Origin of the sequence: Nesterenkonia alkaliphila, from assembly GCF_009758175.1 — a bacterium.
Lineage (GTDB): Bacteria > Actinomycetota > Actinomycetes > Actinomycetales > Micrococcaceae > Nesterenkonia > Nesterenkonia alkaliphila.
Map to the genome: position 1 here is coordinate 1 of NZ_WRPM01000073.1, position 8,511 is coordinate 8,511.

9 protein-coding genes are annotated in these 8,511 nt (G+C 59.8%); 8 read left to right on the forward strand and 1 reads right to left on the reverse strand.

From position 1 onward, the window contains the following. Window positions 1-168: 168 nt before the first annotated feature. Window positions 169-369, forward strand: a complete 201-nt coding sequence (locus tag GNZ21_RS10830; RefSeq protein WP_157324214.1) for a hypothetical protein — start codon at window positions 169-171, stop codon at window positions 367-369. Window positions 370-592: 223 nt separating this feature from the next. Here GNZ21_RS10830 and GNZ21_RS10835 read toward each other — a convergent pair whose 3' ends face one another. After that, window positions 593-1,513, reverse strand: coding sequence for a C40 family peptidase (locus GNZ21_RS10835; protein ID WP_157324216.1), 921 nt, complete (start codon window positions 1,511-1,513; stop codon window positions 593-595). 320 nt (window positions 1,514-1,833) lie between these two features. On the opposite strand from GNZ21_RS10835, the gene GNZ21_RS10840 reads away from it, so the two are divergent. From GNZ21_RS10840 to GNZ21_RS10870, 7 genes are all read left to right on the forward strand, one after another. Next, a complete protein-coding gene (locus tag GNZ21_RS10840) occupies window positions 1,834-2,502 on the forward strand; it encodes a winged helix-turn-helix domain-containing protein (RefSeq protein WP_444980160.1) in 669 nt (222 codons plus the stop codon). Between the two features lie 140 nt (window positions 2,503-2,642). Continuing rightward, complete coding sequence (locus tag GNZ21_RS10845) at window positions 2,643-3,617, forward strand: sensor histidine kinase (protein WP_229659631.1); 975 nt, start codon at window positions 2,643-2,645, stop codon at window positions 3,615-3,617. Between the two features lie 167 nt (window positions 3,618-3,784). Next, window positions 3,785-4,879 (forward strand): DUF418 domain-containing protein, encoded by a 1,095-nt coding sequence (locus GNZ21_RS10850; protein WP_157324220.1) that lies wholly within the window; start codon window positions 3,785-3,787, stop codon window positions 4,877-4,879. A 131-nt stretch (window positions 4,880-5,010) separates the two neighbouring features. Continuing rightward, on the forward strand, window positions 5,011-5,628 hold the full coding sequence (locus GNZ21_RS10855) for a DUF305 domain-containing protein (protein ID WP_157324222.1): 618 nt from the start codon (window positions 5,011-5,013) through the stop codon (window positions 5,626-5,628). A 61-nt stretch (window positions 5,629-5,689) separates the two neighbouring features. Then, on the forward strand, window positions 5,690-6,283 hold the full coding sequence (locus GNZ21_RS10860) for a CueP family metal-binding protein (protein WP_157324224.1): 594 nt from the start codon (window positions 5,690-5,692) through the stop codon (window positions 6,281-6,283). A 251-nt stretch (window positions 6,284-6,534) separates the two neighbouring features. Next, window positions 6,535-6,948 carry a four-helix bundle copper-binding protein gene (locus GNZ21_RS10865; RefSeq protein WP_157324228.1) on the forward strand — a complete coding sequence of 138 codons (414 nt, stop codon included), beginning with the start codon at window positions 6,535-6,537 and terminating at the stop codon, window positions 6,946-6,948. A gap of 368 nt (window positions 6,949-7,316) precedes the next feature. Beyond that, complete coding sequence (locus tag GNZ21_RS10870; RefSeq protein ID WP_157324230.1) at window positions 7,317-7,883, forward strand: hypothetical protein; 567 nt, start codon at window positions 7,317-7,319, stop codon at window positions 7,881-7,883. The last annotated feature ends 628 nt before the right edge of the window (window positions 7,884-8,511 follow it).

The window sequence follows — 8,511 nt, forward strand, 5'->3', positions numbered from 1 at the left end:
GAAGAGATCCTTGAGTCCCTCGGCCGACTAATGCAACGAACTAAAGGCGCAGGACACTAGTAGATTGCTCAACTACTTGCGACAGTACAACTCGTAGTTGGCACCTCTTCCCCGACTGAACACGCAACCTCGTTGCAGATGGTCTGGGTGGCCCGCAGGAGAGCAGGGATGCGGACCTCCATCCCAGTTGCGTTGAAAGGCGAGAACTGTGGCTACGACATCTCTGATGTCCTCGTTGTATCGCTTGTAGGGAAGCTGGTCCGCGACGAGTGCTTGGAGGTCGCCCTGACTGTCCCGTACGGTGTTGAGCATGCCTCAAAGGCGGTAGAACGTCTTGCCACCTCGCTGTCGAGGGGTCAACAAGTTTGACATGCCGAAGTTCAGGACGGCCCGTGCTTGCGCCTTGGTAGGAACACCAGGCCGTGCAAGGTCTTGTCGTAGGGCGGCGGCCGCAAACCGTTTCCGATCTGCCTCGATCCGCAACTGCGGGTCGAAGCCTAGTTTTTTGTGGATGGCTTCAACGGAGAGATCTGTTTGCACCACAATAGATTGGAGCCTCTCTCGCGACACTGGGGTCTACCGTGTGATCTGGTTATCCTCCGGGTCGCAGGATTGCGTTGACCTGGTGCCATCCGGCATTGATGTCGTGAACGCTGATGCCGTTGGACACGGTCGCGGAGATCACCTGGCCGTTGCCGATGTAGATGCCACCGTGAGTGCTGTTGTTGGCCAAAACGATGTCGCCGGGCTGGGGACTGGACACTCGCGGGAGGGAGGCTTCCATGCCGTAGGTGGTGCGGGGGAGCCCACCGCGGCCTGCCCGGTTGTAAGCCCAGTTGATGAATCCGGAACAGTCGAAGCCGGCAGTAGTGGTTCCGCCCCACAGATACGGCACTCCGAGTCCGGCGTAAGCGGCGTTCACCACGGAGCTGCTGCCGCCATTATTGTTCGAGGGCGGGTCTTGGGTGCTCCCTGAGGTGGCGGGACCACTGTTGGACTGGCTCTGTTGCTGAGGCTCCTGTTGCTGAGGCGCGGAATTCTGCTGGGATGCCGGGCCAGACTCACCGACCGGTTCCTGAGCGGGATCTGGAGTGGCCGCCAGCGCAGTTTCTGGTTCAGGCGCTGGAACGGGCTCTGGGGCTGATTCTGGGGCGGGCTCGGAGACTGATTCTGGGGCGGACTCGGGTTCGGGCTCTGGGGCTGGCTCGGAAGTCACCATGGGACGTTCAAACGTCAACTCCGTCTCGAGGGCGGCAGTGACTGTCTGAGGAGCAACGTTGGAGGCCCGTTCGACACTGAGTTCCGAAGCGCTGAGCTGCACGGTAGCGGAGTTGCGGCCTTCTTCAGACTCGGTGTTGGCGTTGGCGGCCACACCGGTGCTGATCACCAAGCCTGATGCGGCCAGGACGGCTGCGGTAGCGCGTCCAGCTGCTGCCGTATCGGCCCCGACTCGAGTTTTGCGGGCTGCGCGGCGGCGAGCACGGCGCGAGTCATAAGAAGTTGTGTTAGTCACTTTGTTTTAAGCCTTTCTGCGGGTTGCGGTAGTTCTGCGAACACCTAGATGTGGTTGCTGAGGGTTTCGCAGGTTGGTGGGGCGCTACGCTAGGGTTCAACTCCTCTGTCGAGCACGAGACAGACTTTATAACAGTTCTGCATCTTTGTCACAATTAGGTAACGAAATGCGTGTTGAAGTCAGGCTGTTTCGATCCGCAGCTGAGTTTTCGCGATTGATTGGTTCGGACAGCTATCGGGCGGGGCGTGCGTTCGGGGGTCTTCCTCTATGGTCTAGGAATGGCCTCTAGAACGAGAACTGAATTGCCAACTGTGCTCGTAGTGGACGATGAGGCGCCGCTGGTGCGCCTTGTCCAGGAGTATCTGCGCCGGGACGGGTTGTGGGTCGAGGCCACCGGTAACGGTCCTGACGCGGTGCAGATGGTAGCTGAGCTTGAACCGACCGTTGTGGTCCTCGATTTGGGGTTGCCTGGGATGGATGGGGTGGAAGTGTGCCGGCGGATCCGAACTTTCTCAGACTGCTATGTGATCATGCTGACGGCTCGCGCTGATGAGGTGGACCGGCTCATAGGTTTGTCGGTGGGCGCCGATGATTACGTGACTAAACCCTTCAGCCCGCGTGAACTGGTGCTGAGGGTCCGCGCTATGCTGCGGCGGTCGCGTCCTGAGTCGGCAGCAGAAAGGCACCGGCACTGGGCGGGAGCTCTGATGGTGGACACGAACGCGCGCGAAGTGTGGCTTGACGACAGCCAAGTGGAGTTGACCCCGACCGAGTTTGAGCTGCTGTCAGCCCTGATTACTGAACCCGGGACCGCAAAGTCCCGCCGCGAACTGATTACCCAAGTCTGGGGTGAAGAGTGGATAGGAGATGAGCATTTGGTCGATGTGCACATCGGCAACCTCCGGCGAAAGATACACGACGACCCCGCTTGGCCTCGCTTCATTCATACCGTGCGTGGCGTGGGATATAAGTTGCGGACGGGCGAATGATGCTTGACCGGCAACCGTGGGGCGCCAGGCTTGGGGTCCGGATACTTCTGGCTGCCATTCTTGTCCTTGGGGTTGGGGCTCTGACAGCTTGGGTCGTGGCCCTTGCCATCGGACCAGCGATATTCCACGAGCACATGCTTATGGTTGAGACTTCCAATCCGGACCCAGAGGTGGTGAAGCACGCTGAGGAGGCCTTCGACGCATCGTGGCAGCTCTCTTTGTTGTTGGCCCTGATTGCAGCCGGGGTAGCGTCCGTTTTGGTCAGTGCCTTTCTTGCCCGCCGCATCGCAGGCACCCTGAACAAGGTGCGTAGCGCTGCGATTCAGGTGGCGCACGGCGATTACAGTGCCCGAGTGCCAGAGGGCGCCATGGGTGCAGAATTCACCGAGATGATTTCGGCGTTCAATCGAATGGCTTCGGAACTCGACGAGACAGAACACACTCGAAAGCGGCTTCTGTCTGACTTGGCTCACGAGATGCGAACACCTGTAGCCACCGTCGATGGTTATCTGGAGGCGATGCTCGACGGGGTGGCGGCCGCCGATTCAGAAACACTGACCATGCTGCGTGAGCAGACTGATCGTCTCAAGCGTCTCGCGGAGGACGTTTCACTGGTGAGCTCTGCCGAAGAACACCGATTGAGCATGGAGCCCCAGGCTGTCTCGGTCGCTGAACTCGTCAGCCTCGCGCAGGGACAAGCCCGCAGCTTTTACGCAGCGCGTGATGTCGATCTGCAGATTGAGGAAGAGGCCGGCGATGCCATGGTGGTCGGGGACCGTGACCGCCTTTCACAAGTTCTGACGAACCTGCTAGACAATGCCTTGCGTCACACGCAACCGGGTGATCAGGTCACCCTTCGAACCGGCAGCGACTCAGCGACGGTTCTTCTCAGCGTCGAAGATACTGGTCACGGGGTAGCGCCAGAGCACCTTGCTCACCTGTTCGAAAGGTTTTACCGTGTCGACACCGCCCGTGATCGCGCCCACGGCGGTTCCGGTATCGGGCTGACGATCGTGCGCTCCATCGTTGAAGCCCATGGCGGCAATGTAAGGGCCGAGAGTCGCGGACCGGGGCATGGTGCACTCTTTACAGTGGAGTTGCCGCGTCGTAACTGACGCACAGAACTGATCAGCCGTCCTCGATGTTTGATGAAGGTTCAATGAAGATTCGACCAAGGGGCCCCTTAATTGAGCCGTTTAGCCACGGCGGTTGTCTAGCCTAGAAGGTCGCGGAAAGAGATCGCGCGTACCGAAGACCGAATTCTGAGCCAGGGAGAGCGAGCTTGCCACCTCCTAGCACGTCCTCCCTCGAGCAGAGCGAGAGGCCAGACCCGTGGCGTCTCGCCGGGCTGGACGCGGCTCGGGGTCTCGCCGTGGCGGGCATGATCGTCGTCAATGTCGGGCCTCGCGGCGGAGACAGCTTAGCCGAGACGCTCTACCGCCTCCCTTACGGGCGGGCTTCGTTGTTGTTCATGCTCTTAGGGGGCATTGGGTTCTCCCTGCTGACCCGGCGAGCGCGGAGCGGAGAAACTCCAATACCGGCGGGACCTATCCTGTGGCGGGCACTGGTGCTGTTCGTGGGCGGACTGCTCCTTCAAGCCCTGGGCCACGGCGTCTTGGTGATTCTAGTGACTTACGCTGCCCTGTTCATCGTGGCGCTGCCTCTCACTCGGGCCGCCGGGGGCGTGCTGCTTGTTCTTGCCGGATTCAGTGCCTCGCTCGGACCCATACTGTGGCTCGCGGTTCAGGAACGCACCGACAAGGCCTTCGACCGGGATCCACTGACAGTCACCGATTCCCCATGGGAGCTGTTGGCCGGCACTTTCATCACTGGGCCCTATCCCGTGGCAGTATGGGCTGCCCCGTTCCTCCTCGGGATGTGGCTTGGGCGGCGGGACCTGTCCAGTCAGCTCTTGAGCACCCGGCTCATCATGTGGGGCGCGGTCAGCGCCCTCGGAGCCAGGACAATCTCGATTGCACTCATCGCCTATATGGGTGAACCCACCAGTCATCTGGTCTGGCAACGGCTGATCAGCTCTGTGGCTCATTCCCAGATGCCGCTGTGGCTGGTTGAAGGCACTGGCGCGGCCCTCTTCGTGCTGGGGCTATGCCTGAAGATTGCTGACCGCTGCGTCCAGAGCTGGCTGGAGCCCCTGGTGAAGCTGGGGCAGTTGGCCTTCACTGCCTACGTGGGTCATCTGCTGATTCTTGCCCTCGCGGTCCGGCCTGGGCCTGCGACCCTTCCTGAAGGGCTGGTGATCAGTTCCTTGATCCTTGTCGCGCTTATAGTTTTCTCGCTCACCTGGCGTCGGCTGGTCACCCGAGGGCCGCTGGAAATGCTTCTGAGGCCGCCGCGGCTGTGGCCGTCTGGCACGTGAGCTTCGACACCCCCTTATCAAGCGGGAGTTTAACTTTCCTAAAGATCCTCTGAAAGACCCACTTCTGGCAAGACTGGCGGCTTGATCCTCATGTCTACTTGAGAGCGAACCAACTTTAAGGAGATCAAGGCATGAAGACGAAACTCAGTGCTGTAGCAGTCAGCGTGTTTGCCGCATCTGTCGCACTCACCGCGTGCGGAGAGCCAAATCAGGACACCGAGGAACCTGCCGAGGATCCCGCTGCACAGGACGAACAAACTGAGACTGCGAATGGCGATTTCAACGATGCCGACGTCGCGTACGTCTCCGGGATGATCGTTCATCACGAGCAGGCGGTGGAAATGTCGGACATCTTGCTGCAGACCGATGACGCCGATCCCGAGGTCGCGGCGTTGGCAGAAGACATCCGAGCCGCTCAGCAGCCCGAGATTGAACAGATGCAATCGTGGCTTGAGACTTGGGGCCATGAACCCGACGGCGACGGCGACCACGGCGACATGCTGGACGATGGTGGCCACGACGGTATGATGAGTGAGGAAGACCTCGCTGATCTGGAGTCTGCCGAGGGGGACGAAGCGTCCCGCCTGTTCCTAGACCAAATGATCATCCACCACGAAGGTGCCGTGAGTATGGCAGAAGACCACCTCGACGCGGGACAGAACCCGGAGGCCCTTGAACTCTCGGAGAACGTCATCTCCGACCAGTCTGCAGAGATCGAAGAGATGGAAGAAATGCGCGACAGCCTCTGAGTCATCGGCGGTATTTCCCAGTAACTTATCGAACTCCTCAGTACCTAGGAGGACCTCCACCATGATCCGGAACAGTCACACCAGACGATTCAGCACGACCGCTGTGGCCCTGACAGCGATGGTGTTTGTTGCAGCATGTTCATCTGAAGACCCCTCAACCACGTCTGGGGGCAGTGACGCTCCGCTGTCAGCCTCCGGGTTGGAGGACGCCTCCGGACGTGAGCTTGTCGAAGAACTGGAAAGCCTGCCGCTGGATGAGCGCCCCACCGACTTTGTCGCATCCGGTGAGACAGAAGAAGTCGTGATGATCGATGAGGACGGCAACGAATCATCGGTGCCCCTGCCCGAGGACGAGTTCTACCTCTCGGTAGCACCCTACGTGTACCAGACCCACGACTGCTTCTTCCACAGCTTGACCACGTGCGTGGGCGAGATGGGGAACGAAGAACTGGAGGTGACTGTCGTCGACGAAGACACCGGAGAGGCCTTGTTCGATGAGACCGTTCAAACACACGACAACGGGTTCTTCGGACTGTGGCTTCCACGCGACGTGGACGCGGAACTCACCATTGAACACGATGGCCTGACATCGACCGTACCGATCTCGACCGGTGAGGGCGACCCGACCTGCCTCACCACCTCCCAGCTCACGTGACTCAGGGTCTGCTGTGCGTCGCCTCGGCAAGCAGGCAACTGGCACCAGAGTTGACTCATTCGCCTCGGCTCTGACGGGCCGTGGCCCCGTGGTCTCTTGACTCTACCTATGGCGCACAATCTCTCGTGTGCGCGCCGATATGAAGATTACGTGAAGTTCAGACCCGAACTGTTGTCCTTCTCACAACTGGTCAGTAGCGTCGAAGGAGGCCGGGGCCGTCCGGCGCCGGTAGGCCTATGAAGGAGCAAGAGATGACGCACGCCACCACAACCTCAATGATCGAAACACACCCCAAGGGCACAACTGATGTTCGCGTTCAGGAGCTGGCCGACTGTATTGCGGCCTGTTTCGAATGCGCACAGGCCTGCACCGCTTGTGCTGATGCCTGCTTGGCCGAAGAGATGGTCACCGACCTGCGCGACTGCATCCGTCTCAATCTTGACTGTGCAGACCTTTGCGCGACGACTGGCAACATCCTTAGCCGCCGTACTGGGCAGAACCTCACGACGGTCAAGGCAGCGCTTGAAGCATGCAGGACCGCATGCGCAGAATGCGCCGCCGAATGCGAAAAGCACGCTGACATGCATGAGCACTGCCGCGTCTGCGCCGAGGCCTGCCGGCGCTGCGAGCAGGCCTGTTCCGATCTCCTCTCGGTGATCGGCTAATCCTGACGGGTTCGCCTACCGTGTGCCACCACGAAAGAGCGGGCCCGGTCGTATTGGCCCCTGCCATTCTGCCCGAGCAGGGGCCAATTGCGTCGTCGGCAGTTCCGGGATGATCAGGCCCTCGACTCATGAAAGTCGTGAGCCTGGCTCTGGTTTACCTGTTAGGCACAGGCTATGGCTTCCACGCACGGGCCACTGTGGGAGAAAGGCGGGCGATAGAGCCTCTCCCCGCACTCGTCGACTCCAGCCAGCCGCATGCCAGGGGAGGGGTGTTTCGGTAAAAGTTCCGAGGTGAGAACTTTTGTTCTACATCTTGTAGAATTCATGGAGACGTAAGATGTCTCTCGACTGTTGAGCTAGGGGGTTGTGTGCACGATACTAAGTTCGAGCCGACCTCCGATCGTCAAAACAGCAGTCCTGCCGCCCGTGGCGTGATCATCAGCTTTGTGGCAGTTGCTTCCACAGCCGTCGCCCACTGCCTGGCGGTCTCCAGTGCACCGACTCTTGGCGCTGTCCTCTTCGGCTTTGCGGTCTTGATTCCGTTTTGCATCGTGCTGGCCCTCGCCCCGCGTACTCGGCGACGCCTCGTTGCTGAGATTCTAACCGTACAGATGTTCCTGCACGGGCTTTTTTGCCTCTCAGCGGGAACTGAGACTGTCGGGCATCTACAGACTTTGCTGACTAATACCGACTGCTCGGCACTTGTCGCGCATGGTGGCGCCCTGCTTGTCACCTATGGGGCAATTCGCCGTGCTGACGAGCTGGTCGAGGCGCTACACACCTTGCTGAATCTCTCCGGCCGAGGCGCACCAGAGCTTTCCGTGAAGATCTTCCCGGTGCATGTCCCTCTCATCAAAGACGTGTGGACACCCACCGCAACTAGTCCAAGCAACGGGCCCAGCTCTCTGCGCGGTCCGCCCATACCAGTCGGCTAACACTCAGGCGGCACTGTCCTGCGTGCTGCCACCTGGAACCAAATAATTCCGAATGGGTATCCGCATGTGCTTAGCAGCCTTGATGGAGCCCCGACAGCCCCGTGAGGTTAACGACAACGTGACATTTCGTGGCCGCTGAGGCCTCGGTCTCAACGTCGAACCGGGGAGCTGGCGACTACATCGATGGTGTGCTGGATGAGTCCAGGATGACTTCAATGATGCCGTAGCTCCTTGTCTGTGTAAGAGGCCGTCCTCCTTGTCACAAAAATCTGCGGGCCTGGGTGCCTATTATTCCGTCCCGGACCCCCATAGGGGTATCGCTCGGTCAGTCCCCTGGAAATGTTCCAAGCTCCGCAGAAACCGCAATCATCACTCTGAGCCTGCGGACCCAGTCCGTGGAATCTCCGCGTGAGGAGAACTCAGCTTTATAGCTGCGCTACGAGCGATACGACCATGAAAGCTGTAACAGCCAAAGGAAACTTTATGCCCCTCGACCCTTCTTCTGGCCGTCGGCCTAAAGGCCGTACCGTCGCTGCCATCGCCATGGCATCCACTGCGTTTTTGCTAAAGGGGTATCCATTTAGGTGCCAAAGCCCTGATCAGCGTCAGTTGAGGGTCTGTGAGCGCG